The 18,401-nt window shown below is 40.0% G+C and carries 17 protein-coding genes; 9 read left to right on the forward strand and 8 right to left on the reverse strand.

Annotated features, from left to right (window positions below):
• Window positions 1–49: 49 nt before the first annotated feature.
• From EHQ16_RS05500 to purF, 5 genes are read right to left on the reverse strand one after another with little or no spacing between them, the layout of a single operon-like run.
• Window positions 50–1,456, reverse strand: coding sequence for an SBBP repeat-containing protein (locus EHQ16_RS05500; RefSeq protein ID WP_135634871.1), 1,407 nt, complete (start codon window positions 1,454–1,456; stop codon window positions 50–52).
• A 26-nt stretch (window positions 1,457–1,482) separates the two neighbouring features.
• Window positions 1,483–2,898 carry an SBBP repeat-containing protein gene (locus tag EHQ16_RS05505; RefSeq protein ID WP_244241937.1) on the reverse strand — a complete coding sequence of 472 codons (1,416 nt, stop codon included), beginning with the start codon at window positions 2,896–2,898 and terminating at the stop codon, window positions 1,483–1,485.
• 17 nt (window positions 2,899–2,915) lie between these two features.
• Window positions 2,916–3,671 (reverse strand): 7-cyano-7-deazaguanine synthase QueC, encoded by a 756-nt coding sequence (gene queC, locus EHQ16_RS05510; RefSeq protein WP_135634869.1) that lies wholly within the window; start codon window positions 3,669–3,671, stop codon window positions 2,916–2,918.
• A complete protein-coding gene (gene queD / locus EHQ16_RS05515; protein WP_100743536.1) occupies window positions 3,672–4,046 on the reverse strand; it encodes a 6-carboxytetrahydropterin synthase QueD in 375 nt (124 codons plus the stop codon).
• The gene (gene purF, locus EHQ16_RS05520) at window positions 4,046–5,473 is read right to left on the reverse strand and encodes an amidophosphoribosyltransferase (protein ID WP_135601884.1); all 1,428 of its coding nucleotides are present in this window, start codon (window positions 5,471–5,473) and stop codon (window positions 4,046–4,048) included. The genes queD and purF overlap by 1 nt, the downstream gene beginning before the upstream one ends.
• A gap of 41 nt (window positions 5,474–5,514) precedes the next feature.
• Here purF and EHQ16_RS05525 point away from each other — a divergent pair, with 41 nt between their 5' ends.
• The 7 genes from EHQ16_RS05525 (at window position 5,515) to EHQ16_RS05555 (ending at window position 12,188) form a co-directional block, all read left to right on the forward strand.
• Window positions 5,515–6,735: a ribonuclease D gene (locus EHQ16_RS05525; protein ID WP_135634867.1), complete on the forward strand. Its 1,221-nt coding sequence runs from the start codon at window positions 5,515–5,517 to the stop codon at window positions 6,733–6,735.
• Window positions 6,735–7,355 carry an NUDIX hydrolase gene (locus tag EHQ16_RS05530; protein WP_135634865.1) on the forward strand — a complete coding sequence of 207 codons (621 nt, stop codon included), beginning with the start codon at window positions 6,735–6,737 and terminating at the stop codon, window positions 7,353–7,355. Before EHQ16_RS05525 ends, EHQ16_RS05530 begins: the two co-directional genes overlap by 1 nt.
• Window positions 7,356–7,453: 98 nt before the next feature.
• Complete coding sequence (locus tag EHQ16_RS05535; protein ID WP_244241938.1) at window positions 7,454–8,476, forward strand: vWA domain-containing protein; 1,023 nt, start codon at window positions 7,454–7,456, stop codon at window positions 8,474–8,476.
• Window positions 8,477–8,499: 23 nt separating this feature from the next.
• Entirely contained in the window at window positions 8,500–9,030 is a 531-nt protein-coding gene (locus EHQ16_RS05540) for a tetratricopeptide repeat protein (RefSeq protein WP_167482635.1), read from the forward strand.
• 78 nt (window positions 9,031–9,108) lie between these two features.
• The gene (locus EHQ16_RS05545) at window positions 9,109–10,320 is read left to right on the forward strand and encodes a Crp/Fnr family transcriptional regulator (RefSeq protein WP_135634861.1); all 1,212 of its coding nucleotides are present in this window, start codon (window positions 9,109–9,111) and stop codon (window positions 10,318–10,320) included.
• A gap of 48 nt (window positions 10,321–10,368) precedes the next feature.
• Window positions 10,369–10,674 carry an STAS domain-containing protein gene (locus EHQ16_RS05550; RefSeq protein ID WP_135634859.1) on the forward strand — a complete coding sequence of 102 codons (306 nt, stop codon included), beginning with the start codon at window positions 10,369–10,371 and terminating at the stop codon, window positions 10,672–10,674.
• A 173-nt stretch (window positions 10,675–10,847) separates the two neighbouring features.
• The gene (locus EHQ16_RS05555) at window positions 10,848–12,188 is read left to right on the forward strand and encodes an adenylate/guanylate cyclase domain-containing protein (protein WP_135634857.1); all 1,341 of its coding nucleotides are present in this window, start codon (window positions 10,848–10,850) and stop codon (window positions 12,186–12,188) included.
• 41 nt (window positions 12,189–12,229) lie between these two features.
• Here EHQ16_RS05555 and gmd read toward each other — a convergent pair whose 3' ends face one another.
• Window positions 12,230–13,246: a GDP-mannose 4,6-dehydratase gene (gene gmd, locus EHQ16_RS05560; protein ID WP_135634855.1), complete on the reverse strand. Its 1,017-nt coding sequence runs from the start codon at window positions 13,244–13,246 to the stop codon at window positions 12,230–12,232.
• 147 nt (window positions 13,247–13,393) lie between these two features.
• Between gmd and EHQ16_RS05565 the strand changes: the two genes are divergently transcribed.
• On the forward strand, window positions 13,394–14,722 hold the full coding sequence (locus tag EHQ16_RS05565; RefSeq protein ID WP_244241940.1) for a porin: 1,329 nt from the start codon (window positions 13,394–13,396) through the stop codon (window positions 14,720–14,722).
• A 1-nt stretch (window position 14,723) separates the two neighbouring features.
• Complete coding sequence (locus tag EHQ16_RS05570; RefSeq protein WP_135634853.1) at window positions 14,724–15,251, forward strand: hypothetical protein; 528 nt, start codon at window positions 14,724–14,726, stop codon at window positions 15,249–15,251.
• Here the strand turns inward: EHQ16_RS05570 and EHQ16_RS05575 are convergent.
• Together EHQ16_RS05575 and EHQ16_RS05580 are read right to left on the reverse strand one after the other, a co-directional pair.
• Window positions 15,248–16,534 carry a DUF1501 domain-containing protein gene (locus EHQ16_RS05575; RefSeq protein WP_135634851.1) on the reverse strand — a complete coding sequence of 429 codons (1,287 nt, stop codon included), beginning with the start codon at window positions 16,532–16,534 and terminating at the stop codon, window positions 15,248–15,250. The two genes, EHQ16_RS05570 and EHQ16_RS05575, sit on opposite strands and share 4 nt — an antisense overlap.
• Window positions 16,535–16,543: 9 nt before the next feature.
• The gene (locus EHQ16_RS05580) at window positions 16,544–18,382 is read right to left on the reverse strand and encodes a DUF1553 domain-containing protein (RefSeq protein ID WP_135634850.1); all 1,839 of its coding nucleotides are present in this window, start codon (window positions 18,380–18,382) and stop codon (window positions 16,544–16,546) included.
• Window positions 18,383–18,401: the final 19 nt, after the last annotated feature.

Here is an 18,401-nt window from a genome sequence, read left to right on the forward strand (position 1 = left end):
TTGTGTATATCCGAAGACTTCGAGGTTACACAATGTATTTTGTTAGCTCTTATTGATACTTCATTAAAAAAGAATCGATTGCCCCTTGTTTGACCTGACCATCGATACTTCCATTGGTAAAACCAGAATAATAAATTGTTCCATATCGATCCGCTGATATCCCTCTTCCATAAAGAGTCGATCCGCTATTCCCTGAAGTTTTGGTCCAAATCAAATTTCCGTTTCCATCATATTTGGAAAGATAGGCATCTTGCACACCTATGAGTGTGTTACCATTTAGATTACCAGTCGTATAACCCGTAGTATAAACATGGAAAGCATTGTCTGCATAAACTTGAATTCCATTGGTGTTTGATGTTCCGCCACCATTCAACAATCGTGTCCAAATTTTCTCACCCGATACGCTAAATTTTGTTAAAGTTTGAACCGTATTTCCATCTTTAGATTGGCCATCTAAATTCCCGCTAGTATCTCCTACCAGATAAACAGAACCTTTTTTATCCAAAGACATTCCCACGATGTTAGTCGTTGCACTTGTTAATCCCAAATACCGCGACCATTTGATTACACCATTTGTGTCTAAAGAAAATAAAAAGGAATCAGATACTCCTCCTGGTAATGTTGTACCTAAGAAGGAACCGGAACCCCCCACAATCCCTGTTACGAATAGACGATTAGAAACCGGATCAAATTGAATTTGGTGCCCATAAGCTGTAAAGCCTACTTGGCCAATCAACCTCGTCCAAATTAAATCACCATTCCTGCTATATTTAAAAATGATCACATTACGAGTATTACCTGCTGTTTCACCGTTAACTACTTGAGTTTCGGTGTTACCCGTAATATAAACGTTTCCTTCATTATCGGATGTGATACCTGACCCTAATGTTTCATCACCCGTCGGAAAAATTCTTGTCCAAAATACGACTCCAGAAGGATGCATTTTAATCACAAGACTACCTCCACCACTTGCTGGAAGTTCATTGAAAGGGCCATTGGAACTTCCAACGATACAAAGATCTCCAAAAGCATCGATATGAATCAGTTCAGCATATGTTGACGAAACAACGGAACTGCCCATCTGTTTCAACCGATGAACATTTCCTTCTCGATCAAATTGGGATACAAAAATATCGACATAATCATCAGTAGTAGGTGATATTTTTGGCTGATTCAATAAAGATCCTGTTGTTGTACCAAGTTGATAAATAAATCCATTTCTTTCAGCAGCATTGGATAGTGAATAGGTATCGAACCCTGTCTGGCCAAGTAACCTTGTCCATTGTTTGACACCTTGATTGTCCTGTGGGATTTCGAAGCATTCTTTATCTTCCAATAAACAACGAAGTAATTGTGTTTCTAAAAATGCTTTTGTGTTTCCATCTGAAGGATTGTTAAACGACAAAGGTTTGCATTGGGATACAATCAAAATGATAAGAAATAGAAATGATCGCATTTTAGACTAAATTTTCCCGATGAATTCTATTTATATTGAATGACAAAAGCATCTTTTGCCCCTGTTTTTGTTTGGGCATCTAGATTTCCCGTAGTTCCTCCGGTTAAGTAAATGGTACCATATCGATCGGAAGATAAAGCCATACCATCTAACGTTACCAAGCTGCTTCCAGACAACCTTGTCCATTCCAAGTTCCCATTAAAATGATACTTCGATAGATAGGCATCTTGAGTTCCATTCAATGTCACTCCTGAAAGATTTCCATTAGTCCATCCAACAGTATAGACATTACCCGCATTGTCTGCATAAATGCCTCTGGAAGTAGTTGTTGTACCCGTACCGGCACCTCGTAACTTTGTCCATTCTCTATTTCCTTTACTATCAAATTTCACTAACAGCTCACCTACGGTACCAGAAAAACTTTCTCCATCGTAACCCGCACTAACATCACCCGCAATATAAAAGAATCCTCTTTTGTCTGCAGAAACACCTCTGATCCATAAATTGACACCGGTTGTACCCAAAATCTTCGCCCATTTGTAATAACCATCTGGATGAAATCCTAAAACAAAACTATCTTGACTGCCAGAAAGAGTTTGATTAAAAAAAGTTCCCGAGCCAATCACATGGCCCACGACGCAAATTTGGTTTGTAGAAGAATCATACGTTGCTTTCACTCCGTAAATATCGATGCCATATCCACCTAACAAACGTTTCCATAGAATGGTTCCAAACCGGTCATATTTGAAAACAAACAAGTTGTAATTACCAGAAGCATTCTCACTATCAATGTTCGTTAGCTCCGTATGCCCTGTAACATAAATATTCCCTTGTAAATCGGAAGTGATGCCCACTCCCGCAATTAGTTGAGTTGCATTTGCGTAAAAAATTTTTGACCAGAGTAATTCCCCCTCACTAGAGAATTTGATCAATAAAGATCCAAAATCAGTAGATGAATATCCTACAAAGGCACCAACCGTCGATCCTGTTACAATGACATCACCAAAAGTATCTACATGAATTTCGAGTATATCAGAATGATAGTTGCCTACTGAGCCCATCTGACGAATCCACAATCGATTCCCATTTGGATCGTATTTCGCTAAAAAAATATCGGTATACAACCCATTAGCAATTTTTGTTTGCCCAGGAAGGGCCCCAGTTACCTTACCAGCAATATAGTTATTACCATCGAAATCTGTTGCAGATGCTAAAGAATTCGTTGTTACTGCGATAGTGCCTCCTAACAACCTAGTCCATTGTTTGATACCTTGGTTTTGTTGTTTGATTTCATAACAGGGAACAAGTCTGTAGATACAATTCCATATAGCAGTTTCTAAATATGCTTTTGTATTTGAATCCGATGGATTATTGAGATTAGTTTGTGTACATTGAAAAGTAAGAGAAAGTATAATTAAAAATAAAAGTATTCGAATTCTCATAAGAATCCTTCTAAAATTCATTGTCGTGATAAGGCTGGGTCTAAAATTCCAGCTTCTAAAAATCCTTTGGCTCTTAAAATACAAGAATCGCATTTTCCGCAAGGTTTTCCTTTGATAGGATCATAACAAGAATGAGTTAGGTGGAGTGGTGCGTCTACCTGGATTCCCAGTTCAATAATTTCTTTTTTACCCAGATGCAAAAGTGGAGTTTTGATTTGGATGGAATCACCATCGCCACTCACACCTTTTTTTGTCCCAAGATTTGCCATCTTTTGGAATGATTCAATAAACTCTGGCCGGCAATCGGGATACCCAGAATAATCAAGTGCATTGACTCCAATATAAATGGAATCATACCCATGGCCTTCTGCCAGTGACAAAGCAAACGATAAAAATAAAATATTACGCCCTGGGACATAGGTATTCGGAATTTCTTCTTCGATCCCACTAAACAAGGATTTGGCGTTCTTTCTCACCTTGATTTTTTTTTCGGTAAGGGAACTTCCCAAAAAAAATCCAGGATCCAATTTTTGGATCACATGTTTGATTCCGAGAGTTTTTGCGATTTTTTTACTTTTGATCAGTTCAATTTTATGTTTTTGAGAATAATCGAAAGATAAAGCGAGTATTGGTAATTTTTTGTTTTTGGGATAACCAAATTCTTTAGCTGCCACATAAAGACAAGTGGTTGAATCGAGTCCACCTGACAGAAGTACAACGGCACCTTTTTTTTCAGATTTGGATTTGGGAGAGGAATCCGTAACGGAAACCATTTACTTTTTTGGTCCCCTGTATACACAGGAACTAGTGCAAGTTTCGTAGAGAGTAATTTTATCAAGCAGCGGCAATTTTGGTTTGAGTTGGTTCCAGAGCCAAACAGCAATGTTTTCGCTCGTTGGGTTTTCTAAACCTGGTACATCATTCAAAACATAATGATCCAAATGTTCGTCTAAGATTGGTTTTACGATGGATTTTAGTTCCCCAAAATCCATGATCCAACCTGTATGCGGATCAATCTCACCCTTCAAATACACAGCAAAACGAAAGCTATGGCCATGCATCCGTTTGCATTTATGGCCTTCGGGAACATTTGGTAAAAAATGTGCGGCTTCAAAACCAAAGGTTTTGGAAAGTTCAAGCTCTTCCATTACTCTTCCGTCGCGTATTCCGTAAAGAGTGACTTTTGGTTTCCAGCATGGTCTTGGAATTCCACTGGGTAATTGGATGTGAAACAAGCATCACAAAACCCACCACCCTTATGACCTTCCACTGCTTTGTGCATTGTATCCAATGTTAAATAAGCAAGGGAATCCACACGAAGATACTTTTGGATTTCATCAATACTATGTGTGGAGGCAATCAGTTCTTTATGCGTAGGAATATCGATTCCGTAGTAACAAGGGGATACTGTTGGTGGTGCGGAAACTCGGAAATGAATTTCTTTAGCGCCAGCATTACGAATCATCTTGATGATTTTGCGGCTTGTGGTTCCCCGCATCACCGAGTCGTCAATGATGACCACGCGTTTTCCGTTCACCACTTCTTTCACCACATTGTATTTGATTTTGGCTCCAAAGTCCCGAATCTTTTGGTCCGGTTCAATGAAAGTTCGACCAATATAATGAGAACGCACAAGACCACTTTGGTAAGGAATTCCTGACTCTTCACTGTAACCAAGTGCCGCAATGTTTGCAGAATCGGGAACAGGAATGATCACATCGGCTTCCACCGGCATAACACGTGCAAGCTGGCGACCGAGAGATTTTCTTACTTTGTAAACGGATTCTTCAAAAATATAGGAATCAGGTCTTGCGAAGTAGATATATTCAAAAATACAAAGGCTTGGTTTTGCTTTTGGGAATGGATAGAGAGAGCGCATTCCGGTATGATCGATGACAACCATCTCTCCTGGTTCCACATCTCTTACATATTCCGTTTCTGTGATATCAAAAGCACAGGTTTCCGAAGCAAAGACAATGGCCCCATCCGAACGTTTCCCCATCACGAGTGGACGGAAACCATTTGGATCACGCACAGCAATGAGGTATCTAGGAGTTAAAACTAACAGAGAGTAGGCACCGCGAACTTGTGCGAGTGATTCACAGAGTGCTTCTAACAAATCTGTTTTATGGCTTTTCGCCATTAAGTGGACGATGACTTCAGAATCAATGGTGGTTTGGAAGATCGATCCGTCTCTTTCGAGCTTATTTCGAATGTCCCAGGAGTTGACTAGGTTTCCATTGTGGGCAAGAGCCACAGGACCTAAGTGGGATTCCACGCGGATGGGCTGAGCATTTCGTAAAAAACTCGCTCCCGTTGTGGAATACCGGTTGTGACCAATGGCCGCATCCCCAATGAGCTCTTTGATCTTCGGTTGAGTGAAGATATTTGCCACGAGACCCATGTTGGCATACCGGTATAAGTGAGATCCATCGGTTGTGACGATCCCACTGGACTCCTGGCCTCGGTGTTGCATTGAGTACAAACCTAGGTAGGTAAAATTAGCAGCTTCCTTGCTATTGTAGATGCCGAAAATGGCACATTCTTCTTTTGGTTTGTCAGATTGGAGAATCATTGTTAGAATGACAATTGCAGTATTTCCAAAATCCCAATTAGATGCAAATCAATTCCAACTATATTCTCGTTGATACAGCAAAAGCTTTGGATTTAGCTCTGATCAATCTCAGACAGTCCAAAATCATGTCGATCGACACCGAGTCCTCCGGTTATTACACGTACTATCCCAAAGTTTGCCTCATCCAGATCAATTCTAATGGCAAAAACTACCTAATTGACCCACTAAAGATCACAAATTTGTCAGCTTTGGGTCCTTTATTCGAAGATGAGAACATTCTCAAAATCTTCCACTCGGCACAAGACGACATCAAAGCCTTAAAACGAGACTTTGGGTTTAAATTTGTGAACACGGCAGATACAATGATCAGTTCTCGGTTGTTGTCATTAGAACAAAGTTCATTGTCACATGTTGTGGAACATTATCATAAAGTGACACTTTCTAAAGTAGAACAGAAGTCTAACTGGGAAATTCGTCCCCTTCAAAAACAACAACTCAAATACGCAGCACTCGATACGGCTTATTTAGAATCCATTTGGTTAAAAATGGAAGAAGAATTAAAACGTAGAACTCTCTATGAAGAAGCAAAATCAGAATTTGAATTCATAGCCTCAGAAGAGTATGTAGCCAAAGAAGGAGAAGGATTCTCCCTTGGAAAATTTCCTGACATTCTTAATTTCACTCCACTCGAAAGAAGAAAGGTTTTAGAACTCCTTCGTTACCGTGATGAAAAAGCAAAACGAATCAACAAAGCAAGTTTTCGTGTGTTTAATAACGATAGATTGTCACAAGCTGTCAAAGGACATCCGAACGAAGAAAAATGTGTAGAATGGTTTGGGAAAAAAGACGGAACAGAAATTTTTAAACTTTTGACTGCTGAATACAGTGATCCCATCGACACTTCAGAACTTTCAAAACGTCATGGCGAAGACTTAAACGAAGACGAAAATCATAAATTCGAAAACGCTAAAAAATGGCGACTCCGTATTATGCGTGCTAGACGGATGGAACACTCCCTACTTCCATCGAACAAACAACTCATTGTTATTTTGCGAGCAGCACCAAAATCTTTAGAGGAATTAAAAGCCCTTCATGTGTTTTCCGATTGGAAAGTACAAAACTATGGTCCAAGTTTACTTGCTGCCATCCAAGGACTTCCATTTGATTCGATGATCAACCGTTTGGTGGCCATTCGTTCCAAAGAAGCCTTTGTTGCCAAACGTAGGAAAAAACAAAACCAAAACGCAAAAGACGAAGGTTGATGTTACCTTACCAGTCCTTTGTAGAAAAACTTTCAAGGGACTTCGACGAGATTCCAGACACAACCGAAGTCAAGTCAGGTGTAATCTTTCCACTTTTTGGATCCAAAGAATTCGCGGAAGGAATCATCCTAACGGAACGGGCCAAACATCTAAAATCACATCCAGGCCAAATTTCTTTTCCGGGTGGAGTCAAAGAAGAAAATGACCCCAACCTTCTTTTTACAGCCCTTCGGGAATGGGAAGAAGAGATGGGAGTCAAACGTTCTACATTAAATGTTCTTGGAAAACTAGAAGGACTCCATACAAGAACCGGTTTCCATATTACCCCGTTTTTAGCCACTTACGAAGGTGATTTTTCCTTTAGGCACAACAGAGATGAAGTTGATCGAGTCCTTCTCGTTCGTTTTTCTGATCTTTGGACAAAACCATTTTATGCCATCCAAGTCCCTGGCCGGGAACATTTTGCTTATTATTTTGATTTGGGGGATGGCCTGCTTTGGGGTGCCACCTGCGAAATGATTTTACGATTCCTACGGGCGCATTCTTCCTTTGACAGAACTCCCCTTCTCGTGAAACCAAACCTGGTAGTTCCGCCTTTTTTAGATCCCAAATCCCTCTAAGGTCAATTCCCGTTTTCGCCGATGGTGTACAAGTGCGGGAAGAAAATAAAATCCTAGGTTGGCGATTTGGCAAATTTTGTAGAATCGTATATTGTGGTTTGTTTTTATTTTCCTTTCTTCCTCTTTCCACACAATCACAACCTAACAAAAGATATGTGTTTATACTCGATGCCAGTGGTTCCATGTCAGAAAAATGGGATGGAAAAACAAGGATGGCGGTTGCCAAAGAAAAACTTTTACAAGTCCTCGGAGGAATGCCCAAAGATGTGAGTGTGGGTCTTGTGGCTTACGGGAACCGAATCGCTGGTTGTTCTTCTGCAAGATTGTACCATCCCATCCAACGCGGGGCAGCCTCCATTGTGAGCCAAAAAATTTCTAACATTGTTCCCGCTGGATCCACTCCCATTGCGCAAACATTAAGTGTGGTTGGTGAATTTCTTTTGAATGATGTCCAAGAAACAGAAATTATTTTTATCTCAGATGGAGTGGAAAGTTGTGACGGAGATCCCAAAGCAGTTCTCTACCAATTAAAAAGTTCAGGAAAAAAATTTCGAATGCAAGTTCTTGGGATCGATATTGACCCTAAAGGGGAAGAAGATCTCAAACGGCTTTCCATTTTAGGAGATGGAAACTATTATCCATTGAAACGCCCGGAAGATTATGATTCTTCTTTCAAACGAATCTTCTTCGCACAAGAACCAGAATCGGCAATTCTCTCAAATTCCGAATCAAAACCTTTGCAAACGCAAGATACATCCACAAACTACCAAAACCAAATCAAAATTCTCAATATTCTTCCTTATGAAGATGGATCCGAATCCGGCTATATTCTCAACTACGAATACTCAGGAAAAACCAATACTTCTTATATGGTTCAGTTGAATCTCTATCCTGCAGAAGAAAAATTACGAAGTTTTCCCATCCCACCCCTGAGAGAAAGGAGGATGGGAGATCTGACCAAACACCAAATTGAATTGAAGGTGGGGACGGAAGGAAAAGGCCGATTCGTTTTTCCACTCCCCAAGGGAAAACGAATGAAGGCTTCCGCTGAATTGTGGGATTTGACGGGAGTTCCGAAAATTCTTGCCCTCTCGGAAGAAAAACCCATTCACGAGAATTAAGGTTCTGACCGAAACTGATACTAATGAGACAAAATTCGATGATTAGGCAGTTGGGAAATAAGGGCATTTTTATGTTAGGATTCCTTATCTCTGTGGGAATGGCTCCCCTGAGTGCCGACAGATCCGTCAGCCAAATTTTTGCAGAAGAAAGAACCAAACAAGGGGATCTCCTCTTCAAAAAGGCAAAAGAATTTTTGGAAGACCGAAACCACTACCAATCCGTAGAATCTTGTAAAAGTTTTTTAATTCTCTATCCCGGCCATCCGAGAACTCGAGAGGTAAGAAAGGCCCTAAGTTCCAATTACCGAATGACGGGAGATATTTTAGCTCTAGCGGAAAATGAACTCAAAATTTATAAAGAATATCCTAATACAGAAGAAGGACTCGAATCCTACTTAATTTCTGGCAAAGCCTATGTTCGGATGGGCAGAGAAGACAAAGCCCATCAGATTTTTCAGGACATTATCAAAAATACGTATTCCAGTAAAATTGCTCAGGAAGCGGAATTAGAACTGACTCAGATGGAAATTTTAGGAGAGAGTAAAAATAAGTAATTTTTACGAAAATATTGCCCTAGGGATCTCCGATAATAAACTAGGCACGTTGAGCAAAAAGGGTTCAGAGATTTAAGAATGTCGTTTTTTCAAATGGTTACTTTCCCAGCGAACTCCTACATCATTGTAGAGGGGAAAAAGGATGCGAACAATTTCTATATCATCCGTGAGGGGAAGGTACGTGTCACTCGTGAGACTGCTGTTGTCGGTGAAGATCCAAACCAAGTTTTAGGACCTGGTGACTTTTTTGGTGTGGTTGCAGCCATGAGCCAACACCCTCAAATTGAATCTGCCACATCCCTTACCAATGTATCTTTAATCTCTGTTAGTTACGACCAATTTGGAACCCTAATCCAAAAGTCCACTGCTGTGGCTATGAATATCATTCGTTTCTTCTCTATGAAGTTACGACAATTTGATACCACCATCACCAGATTGTCCTTTCGAAATGCAGTCGAAGAAGATCCAAACGAACTCTTTAAAATTGGTGAATACTACTTCCAACAGCAAAATACATCACATGCAACATTTGCTTACCAAAGTTATCTAAAACACCTTCCCAATGGTCAGTTTGTTCCGCAGGCAAAACTACGTTTGCAGACAATCAACCAACCATTCCAAGCACCTCCTATCGATTACAATAAATTCAATCGAAACTACAAAGATAGTGAGATGATCTTTTGTGAACACGAACCAGGTAAGGAATTATTCATTTTACAAAGTGGAAAGGTTAAAATTTCCAAAATTGTAAACCAAAACGAAGTGATGCTCGCTGTTCTCCAAGCGGGAGATATTTTCGGAGAGATGGCCATCCTTGATAACAAACCTCGCTCTGCTTCTGCGGTGGCTGCGGGTGACGTAGAACTACTTGCCATCAACAAAGCCAACTTTGAAGGAATGGTAAAAGCCCAACCACAATTGGCGACAAGGCTCATCACTCTTTTGTCAGAAAGAATTTGGATCGCCTACAAACAACTTGCGAACTTACTTCTCAAAGACCCACAAGGCCGTATCGTAGATACCCTAATGACTTTGGCTGAAAAAAACCGAATCAAAGTGGCTCCCAAACAAGCTTACAATTTTGAAATTGGAACCAAAGACCTTCTTAAGATGGTAGGCCTCACCGATCCCAAAGACGAACTGATCATCTCCGATATCATGAAGAATAATAAATTTATTCGTATGGATATGGGAAAAATTGTTTGTTCCGACATGGCAGAGCTAGAAAAACTCGTCCAATTCTATCATAAAAAGGCTAACATGGAGAATAAGCTCAAGAAGCTGAAATAACTTCTTGCCAACTTTCCCCTCCTGACTTACGTTAGAGGCCAACGAAATATGAGTGATAAGATACTAGTCGAAGAAAAAGGAAACACGATCCGTGTTCGTTTTATGGATCAAATTCTGGACGGAAATGCACCAGAGCTCCGCGAAATTTTGGCAGAAATTTTAGAAAAGAACGTTCAAGAAATCTATTTGGATTTGGAGAAAGTGGTGATCGTGAGTTCCCTTGGGATTTCTCGTCTCCTCTCTTTCAAAAACAAAGCCGACGAAAAGAAAATGTCAGTGAAGATTGTCAACATCCAAGAGAAACTAAAAGAAACTTTGAAGAAGTTGATGTTGGATCAATTTTTTGGTCTCTAAAACAATCTAACTTTTCTTTTGCAACCCTAAAAGGCCCAATCAGAAAACCCACTCCGAATTAGAGTTGGTTCCGATTGGGTTACTTGTTTACCCCTAACAATCTATATAAAACTAATTTCGAATCATAACAATTTGAATTGATTTCCATTCCTATCAATTTTTAATTTCCCGTTATGTCCAAACGCATTCAAAAAATCTTAAACCGGTTACAACTTGTCCATCTCACAAAAGGTTTGAGTGATGAAAGCGCTCGTGCTTTGCGAGTGAATGCGACTTTCCAAACCATTATGTTTTTGATTCCCACCTTTTTACTACCGGTGATTTATTTTACAGAACCTCCCGAAACTCATTTAATCTCTTTTGCCTCTTATATTATTTTTGTTTTACCTTTAGGATATTCTCGTTATCTTTTATATAAAGGAAATTATGCAATGAGTGCTGTTTTTGCCCTACTTGCTAGTAATTTTCATATAACAATACTTAGTTTATCTCAAGCCGATGATCCAGCACCCCTTGGATTTTTACTTTTTGCCGTGATTCCTTTTTTAATGATTCCTAGGCAAAATATTAAACTCCGATGGCTCTTTGTGAGTGTATCTGCATTTTTATTTTTAAGTTCACAATACTATTATCGGGTGATGGGTGGAGAAGGTATTTTTGGTCCACCGAAATGGGTTGTGCCAGCGGATTATTTAATGCCCCCTCTGGTCTTACTTGTTGTCTTTTTTATTCTTTTAATCAATCAGTTTGTAAAAGCAGTCAATCGGGCTGAAGACAAACTCATCGCAGAACACCAAAAATCCGAAAGTTTATTACTCAATGTTCTACCATTGGAAGTTGCCAGAGAATTAAAACAAAATGGAGTGAGTAAACCAAAACATTATCCATCGGCAACAGTATGTTTTACGGACTTCGAAGGATTTACAAAAATAGCAGAGACACTTTCTCCTTCTGAACTTGTGGAAGAACTCGATCGTTGTTTTTCTTACTTCGATAGTTTGATGGAACGTCACAAACTCGAAAAATTAAAAACCATTGGTGATAGTTATATGTTTGTTGGTGGGATTCCCAAAACCAATTCTACCCATGCCATCGATAGTGTTTTAGCAGCACTGGAAATCCAAGCATTTATGAACCAAATGAAAGAAATTAAAACGGCACAAGGATTACCTTATTGGGAACTCCGACTAGGAATTCATTCAGGGGAACTGATTGCCGGTGTGATTGGGGATAAAAAATTCGCTTACGATGTTTGGAGTGATACAGTGAATACTGCTAGTCGGTGTGAATCTTCAGGAATGACAGGAAAAATCAATATCTCCTCATCTACTTATGAACTCATCAAAGATTTTTTCCTTTGTGAATACCGAGGGGAGATCCCCGCAAAACACAAAGGAAATATTAAAATGTATTTTGTAGAAGGACTCCTTCCCGAATTACAAAGGGAAGGCCATCCGCAAGTTCCCAACCAAGAGTTTGTAAACAGGTACAAAGCTCTCAGAATTACAACTTAAGACAGGATTACCAATCTTAAGTCTGTATTTGTGGTGAAAGTCTAAAATCCTTGGTCTTTCAAATCAGCTTTCATCATGATTTGAACTAGTTCTTTAAACTTAACTTTTGGTTCCCAACCTAACTGACGTTTTGCTTTTTCTGGGTTTCCTATGAGAAGTTCCACTTCCGTCGGTCTATAGTATTTTGGATCAATTTTCACAAGGACTTGGCCAGATTTTTTATCCTTACCCACTTCCTTGTCTTCTTTGCCTTCCCAAACGACTTCGTATCCTGCAATTTTATAAGACTCTTCAATGAACTCACGAACTGTGTGTGTTTCGTTTGTTGCGACAACATAATCATCTGCTTTGTCTTGTTGTAACATCATCCACATCATTTCGACGTAGTCTGGTGCATAACCCCAGTCACGTTTAGAATCAATGTTTCCCATTGTGATAAAGGGAAGTTTTCCCGCTTTGACAGCAGAAACACCCAGTGTGATTTTTCTAGTCACAAAGGTTTCCCCACGTCTTGGTGATTCATGATTGAATAAAATACCGTTAGATGCGTGCAAACCGTACGCTTCTCTATAATTCACAACCGCCCAATACGCATAAAGTTTAGCGACTGCATAAGGGGAACGAGGGTAAAATGGTGTTTTTTCTGTTTGTGGAACTTCTTGGACAAGGCCGTAAAGTTCCGATGTAGAAGCCTGGTAAAAACGGGATTTGATCCCTGTTTGTTTGATGGCATCCAGAATTCGTAAGGTTCCAACAGCATCCACTTCGGCAGTGTATTCAGGAACCTCAAAGGAAACCTGCACATGCGACTGGGCCGCCAAGTTGTAGATCTCAGAAGGTTGGATTTTTTCTAAAATACGATTTAAGTTAGAGGAATCTGTCATATCACCATAATGAAGGTGGAGATTTTGGTTTCCGTGCAGATGTTCAATGCGATTGCGATTGAAAAGGCTTGTTCTGCGAACGATTCCGTGGACTTCGTAGCCTTTTTGGAGCAGAAGTTCTGCCAGATAGGAACCGTCTTGGCCTGTGATTCCGGTGATGAGTGCTTTTTTCATAGATCAGAGATCAGTATTTTTAGTTTCTTTGGTAAGAAAAGGAAAAATGAGTCGGAAAGGGCAAATATTCTGAAAAAGTAGACCCGATTTCCTTTTGCTATTTCTTTCCTTTTTCCAACTGTGACATTTATTACAAAGTTTACAGTTATGTTACATAAGATTCGTAATCCATTCCCGTTGGCATCTCTCTTTTGGTGTGTCTATTCCTTCCCTCTCGCAATGGTAGCGGAAGAAAAACAAGAGCCCAAAGTAGAAACGAGTGCGAGCCAGGCAAACCCACCTGCCACCACGCAAACACCAGTGGTAACGGCTCCCGCACAATCGACACAAGCGGTGACCACTCCTGAAAACAAATCCAATTGGGAAACGGGACTCGGAAAAGGAATCAAAGCGACATCCAATGATGGTAAACACAATATCCAACTGCGGTTCCGATCCCAAGTCCAAGGAAACCAAAGTTTTCAACTGGATCCTTCTCAGGACACAACCAACTTCCTTGTCCGTCGTACACGATTACAACTGAAAGCAGGATTATTCAATGATACTTGGCTTGTGAATCTACAAATGGGTTTTGCTGAACGAGATATGGAAAGCCAAAGACGGAACACGTTACGGGATGCGAACATTGTGTACAACCAATATCGGGATGTAAAGGTTGCTTTTGGCCAAATGAAGGTTCCATTTAGTAGGCAACGTTGGAATTCATCCGGTGCCTTACAAACGGTTGATCGGTCTTCTGTTACCGCTGAATTTAATTTAGATCGTGATGTAGGAACTTATCTTTTTTCTGAAGATCTTTTTGGCAACAAACGAATGTTTGCTTATTATCTAGGTGTTTTTGGTGGACAAGGAAGAAACCGAGTCGAAAGACAAACTCCCGGTGTACTGACTGTTGCTAGATTTATATTTTCTCCCTTTGGTGGGATGTCAAAATCCGGTTCTGATAATGATTGGTTATCCGAAGGTGATTTTGCCAGATACAAAGAACCCAAGTTGTCGATTGGAGTCTCAGGCGCTTACAACAAAAATTCAGACCGTTCCCTCAGTACACATGGAACAGAATATACATTTGCAAAATTCAATTATAGTCATGCGGCCGGAGATATCTATTTCAAATGGATGGGTTTTTCCTTCCAATACGAATGGTTATGGCGAAGAGCAAACACCGCTTATGTGGAAAGAACAGTAAGCTCCGCACTTTCCAGAGAATACTCGAGAAGTGGGCAAGGCCACTTTGTTCAATTGGGATATTTGTTTACAAATAATTATGAACTTAGTTTTCGATTTGGTGAATTTCGTCCCTTGGGAGAAACCGATCCTAGTTTGAAGTACTCTAGGGAAGTGGGAGGAGCACTCTCTTATTATTTCGCAGAACACAATTTAAAATGGCAAACGGATTACTTTTATTATACAGGAACTCCAACGGCTGCGGAAGGGGATCATGTGGTTCGTACACAAATACAGGTATTCTATTAAAATGAACCAATTGATAAGAACATACATCACAATATTTTTGTTAATTTCTTTTTTAGGACAATGTAAAGCCCAAAGAGAAGATAAAATTAAAGAAACACAAAACAAGTGTTTGGAGACTATGTATTTGGCAAGTCTCAATGCAGGAAAACCAGGATTCAGCGGAACATTCCAATTTTTAGGTTCTTGTTCTGGAACTTCCAACTATTCACCATCCTGCATGGAACAGTATGCAGTGGTAAAAGAAGAGATTTCCTGCCCACTGGGATATACAAAGTCATCTACAAAATGTTCGGTGCAAAACTTGGTAGGAGTTTGCAGATACCAACCAAACGGCGATACAACCAAGGTAACAACTGTAGTTTATGTTAAGCCAAATGATACAAGTGAATCAGCCATCGCCAATTGCCAAAGTTATGGGACAGGTTCCCTATTTACGGAAACCTATCTGAACCCAGGAGACAGATCTACATCTCTCGATTCCATCCTGACCACTGCCTATCTTTGTATCGATAAAGCAGAAAAAAACTAAAATAGTCCTTCATACACTTTGGCTTTCTTTGTCGTTAACAGAAAAGGACGGCCAAAGGAATTGGTGAGTGAGGCATCGGGATCGACTCCTGCCGCTTTGTAAATGGTAGCGACAAGATCCCGAACATGAAGTGCTTCATTTGGTTTTACTGGTTTGGATCCGGTTTCATCGGTTTCTCCCAAAACATATCCTTTATCAAATGGGCCTCCACCAAGTAAAGTTGACCAAACTTTGGGATGGTGGTCACGACCATCTCTTGATCCCACATCAGGGGTTCTGCCAAATTCACTAGTAAGAACAAATAACGTTTGTTTGATGAGACCAGTATGATTTAAATCCTCTAACAAAGCCGCAATTCCCATATCGGTTTCTTTCATAATTTTTGTAATTTGTGCTTTGTTGCCGGTATGAGTGTCCCATCCTCCAATCGAAATATGAATGAATGGAACTTCCTGGGCTGCGAGTCGTTTGGCAAGTAACATCGCCTTTCCCTGCCAAGTGGTTCCGTAACGTGCTTTTGTTTTTTCATCTTCCAAACTGATTCGAAAACTATCTATGTTTTTGGAATTTCGAAATTCTTCCGCTGCTACAAGCATATTCTTCCAATGTTTGGATTCACTTGTCGGATAGGTTTTTGCAAATTCCTCGTTCATAAAAGAAACCAAATCTTTTCTTCGAAGGATTCGATCATCAGCAAATTTTCCATAGGATGGATTTAAGTGTTGGATGGGTTCATCCACATTTCCAATGTGATAACCTGAATAATCGATTCCAAGGAACCCAGAGTTTCCATTTTTTCCACCACGACCGCCAATCGACACATAACTGGGGAAATACGAAGATTTGAGTTTTGATTTTTTGGCATAAGCAATCACGGCACCGAAATGGGGGATGTCGGGAAATCCCATAGCTTCTGTCATTCGGTATCCAGTACTGAGTAACATCTGTGCAAAACCATGATCCCCTTCTTCACTCCAAGTGGAACGAACGATTCCAATCGAATGCAGTTGTTTGGCGGTAAGAGAAAAAGGTTCTAAAACAGAAAGCCCCGAGATACTGGAACTGACTTTTCCAAAAGCACTGTTTGGTTTGGGATCAAGAGTGTCTACATGGCTCATCCCTCCCATCATTTCAATAAAGATGACTGACTTTACCTTGGAAGGAAGAACAATGGACTCCTCTTCTTCATCGGCAAACAAACTACTGGAAGAATTGGCAGAAAACAAAAAGGGACTCAGTCCCAAACTGAGAATTGATTTTTTTAAAAATTCTTTGCGATCCATTATAATTCCTTAGTTGATATGTTGGAACTCTTGGCTATTGATGAGAGCCCAGAGAATGTCTTGGAGTAAATCTTTGTCAAAAGTAGTATCTGGTTTTGACAGAAGTGTTTTTATTTTTTCTTTTTCTTTTAAGTTTGGTTCGCGACCTAAAAGTCGGAAGTAAAGGTTGGTGATGACTGCATTCATTGATTTTACTTGATCAAATTCGCCTTTCACAAGAGAATCTTTGTTCCCAAAATCCCATACCAGTTTTCCCACAACACGACCATTCATTAGTGTTAACATTTGTTCAATGGTAAGTTCTTCCACATCATCTGAAATATCCACACGGGGGCCAGATCCAAAGACTGATAACATCGTGTGATAGGGTGCAGGCCTTTCCACTTCCACAGCATTAGTGAATTCTTTTAAGTTGTCTTGAGGGAATCGAACAGAACCTGTACCAGTCAAATCATAAGGTTTTTTATCCATAAGGCCCGTGATCCAAGATAAATTCCTTTCGCGGATATTACTGATTTTTTGTGAATCGGAAACTCGGATGAGAGAGTTCAAAAGTTGGTCACTGTCTAATCGTTTGGGAGAAAAATACCGAATGGGATCTTGGTCACTTGGGTTATTTGTCAGCGAACGATTGTAAGCGCTGGATGTGACAATGTATAAAATGAGTTCTTTTAGTTTTAAGCTGTTGGTTAAAAAATAAGAATCGAGGTGGTTTAAAATCTCTTCACCCGTAACAACTGTGTCTTCATTCCAATCGTCGAGTGGTGTGAAAAAACTCCAACCCATAAGTTCTGTCCATACTCGGTTGATGATGACTTTACGGAACCGGTCATTGGATTTGTTTGTCAACCAATCAGCAAAGGCCTTTCTACGATCTTCACCGAGTTTGAGTTTGGCTTCTTTTCCATCCAAAAATTTTGGTCGAACCAAATCTCCACCTGGAGCATCATCTGTATGAGGAAACCGAAGTCCGAGTTTCGGTTGGTAATAAAGTGTGGCATACTCTACTTCATGTTTCTTTTGGTAGTCTTTTCGTTGTTCGTCGCTCCATTTGTTCCAATTGTCTCGATTCCAATCATTGTTTTTATCTTGGAGATTTTTTTGGTCTTCCATGGGAAGATGGACTTCTAATTCTCTCGGAACATAACTAAACGATTTTCCATACCGATCGGCTTCCCAAGTTCCATCCCGAAAGAATTGTTGGCTAAAAAAAGCAGCCAAAGCATAATAATCCCTTCTTGTAAAATCAGAAATATAAGGATGGTCATGGCACCTAGCACAAGCCACTCGTTTTGCATAAAATAACCTTCCAACATACTCTGCAGTTTGTAAAGGATCGGCCCCGTCCCGAATGTAGAACATGGTAGCCGGTGATTCTTTTACATTGCCAGTAGAGGTTAACATCTCTTGCACCAATTGGTCATAAGGTTTATTTTTATGAATCGATTGGGCTACATATTGAAAGAAAGCCCCTGTGGGAATTTTACGCCCTTTGGATTTGTCACGAAACATGGATGTAAATTTAGTTCCCCAATATTCGGCAAACTCAGGTTGTTTTAAAAAACTAACAGCAAACGATTCTAAACTTTGGTCGGGAGTTAAGGCATCTAATTCTTTCCATTCGCTCACACTGGGAATCACCCCGCGGAGTTGGAGGGAAAGCCTTCGAAAGGTAATTTTTTTGTCCGCCTTAACTGTATTAGGTGAAAGTTTTAAGTATAAACTATCTAATGGATGAACCGCATTCTGTTTTGACCGCGACTGAATGTAACCAAAAGAGAAAATAACAAGGAGGAAAGACAGGATTAAGAAACGAAAATTGCCAAATGGTTTTAGTACCAATCTCATATTCCAAGAATTCTAGGAT

It is taken from the genome of Leptospira kanakyensis (genome assembly GCF_004769235.1).
In the GTDB taxonomy this organism is placed as follows: Bacteria; Spirochaetota; Leptospiria; order Leptospirales; family Leptospiraceae; genus Leptospira_A; species Leptospira_A kanakyensis.

Excerpts from the sequence above, each read along its gene's own strand:
- EHQ16_RS05500 (WP_135634871.1), bottom strand. The coding sequence starts at position 1,456 with ATGCGATCATTTCTATTTCTTATCATTTTGATTGTATCCCAATGCAAA.
- EHQ16_RS05505 (WP_244241937.1), bottom strand. The coding sequence starts at position 2,898 with ATGAGAATTCGAATACTTTTATTTTTAATTATACTTTCTCTTACTTTT.
- queC (WP_135634869.1), bottom strand. The coding sequence starts at position 3,671 with ATGGTTTCCGTTACGGATTCCTCTCCCAAATCCAAATCTGAAAAAAAA.
- queD (WP_100743536.1), bottom strand. The coding sequence starts at position 4,046 with ATGGAAGAGCTTGAACTTTCCAAAACCTTTGGTTTTGAAGCCGCACAT.
- purF (WP_135601884.1), bottom strand. The coding sequence starts at position 5,473 with ATGATTCTCCAATCTGACAAACCAAAAGAAGAATGTGCCATTTTCGGC.
- EHQ16_RS05525 (WP_135634867.1), top strand. The coding sequence starts at position 5,515 with ATGCAAATCAATTCCAACTATATTCTCGTTGATACAGCAAAAGCTTTG.
- EHQ16_RS05530 (WP_135634865.1), top strand. The coding sequence starts at position 6,735 with ATGTTACCTTACCAGTCCTTTGTAGAAAAACTTTCAAGGGACTTCGAC.
- EHQ16_RS05540 (WP_167482635.1), top strand. The coding sequence starts at position 8,500 with ATGAGACAAAATTCGATGATTAGGCAGTTGGGAAATAAGGGCATTTTT.
- EHQ16_RS05545 (WP_135634861.1), top strand. The coding sequence starts at position 9,109 with ATGTCGTTTTTTCAAATGGTTACTTTCCCAGCGAACTCCTACATCATT.
- EHQ16_RS05550 (WP_135634859.1), top strand. The coding sequence starts at position 10,369 with ATGAGTGATAAGATACTAGTCGAAGAAAAAGGAAACACGATCCGTGTT.
- EHQ16_RS05555 (WP_135634857.1), top strand. The coding sequence starts at position 10,848 with ATGTCCAAACGCATTCAAAAAATCTTAAACCGGTTACAACTTGTCCAT.
- gmd (WP_135634855.1), bottom strand. The coding sequence starts at position 13,246 with ATGAAAAAAGCACTCATCACCGGAATCACAGGCCAAGACGGTTCCTAT.
- EHQ16_RS05565 (WP_244241940.1), top strand. The coding sequence starts at position 13,394 with ATGTTACATAAGATTCGTAATCCATTCCCGTTGGCATCTCTCTTTTGG.
- EHQ16_RS05570 (WP_135634853.1), top strand. The coding sequence starts at position 14,724 with ATGAACCAATTGATAAGAACATACATCACAATATTTTTGTTAATTTCT.
- EHQ16_RS05575 (WP_135634851.1), bottom strand. The coding sequence starts at position 16,534 with ATGGATCGCAAAGAATTTTTAAAAAAATCAATTCTCAGTTTGGGACTG.
- EHQ16_RS05580 (WP_135634850.1), bottom strand. The coding sequence starts at position 18,382 with ATGAGATTGGTACTAAAACCATTTGGCAATTTTCGTTTCTTAATCCTG.